The organism is Butyricimonas hominis, from assembly GCF_014287455.1.
GTDB lineage: Bacteria > Bacteroidota > Bacteroidia > Bacteroidales > Marinifilaceae > Butyricimonas > Butyricimonas muris.
Genome location: NZ_JACOOH010000068.1, coordinates 1 through 628, shown reverse-complemented (window position 1 = coordinate 628; position 628 = coordinate 1). Strand labels below are relative to the sequence as shown.

At 47.1% G+C, this 628-nt stretch carries 1 protein-coding gene; it reads right to left on the bottom strand.

Annotated features, from left to right (window positions below; translation table 11 throughout):
* The coding region (locus tag H8S64_RS22280; protein ID WP_186978744.1) for a nucleotidyl transferase AbiEii/AbiGii toxin family protein at nt 1-628 on the bottom strand (628 nt) is incomplete at both ends.

Genomic DNA, 628 nt, shown 5'->3' with positions numbered 1-628 from the left:
CGTCACGGATATGCTTTGCCAACAGTGCGGCTGCATCCTCATTGTAAGACAGCTTTACCAGCCTTGAAACCTTGTCGCAGATAGTCTTTCGGGGGTTGATACACTGCGTTTCAAAACTTCCCAGCCCGTAGGTGCTTATCAGTTCCTCTTGCCCGATACTTTCAAGAAAGGCGGTCACAATCGGTTTGATAACCTGCTTGTCCGCCGGGTAGAACATCCGTTTTTTGTCCGGCAGGTCACAGGATTTTATCTCTACTTCCAAATGCTCTTTTAGTCCCACACCCTGAAATACATTGTCATACGAGAAATACAGTTTGCGGTAATTACCGCCCGTTTCCGACAAATCTTCCTTGTATATGTCACTGTTAAGTTCGGCTATGTATTTGGAAAGTTTCTTGTTCAATGTCTTTTCAGCCTGCTTGGACGCACCTTTGTCACCCGTGAACACGAACAAGTCCAAATCTTCCGAGAAGCGTTCTATCAGCCCGTAGGCTTTGGAAAGTGAAGTCCCGCCTTTGAAGTAGGTCTTATCCGCATATTCGGACATGGAAATATCCCGCAGTATCTTCGATACCCAGTAATCCTTTTCCACGTGCGACTGCTCGTAGCCGAAATGTTCAGCCGCCAG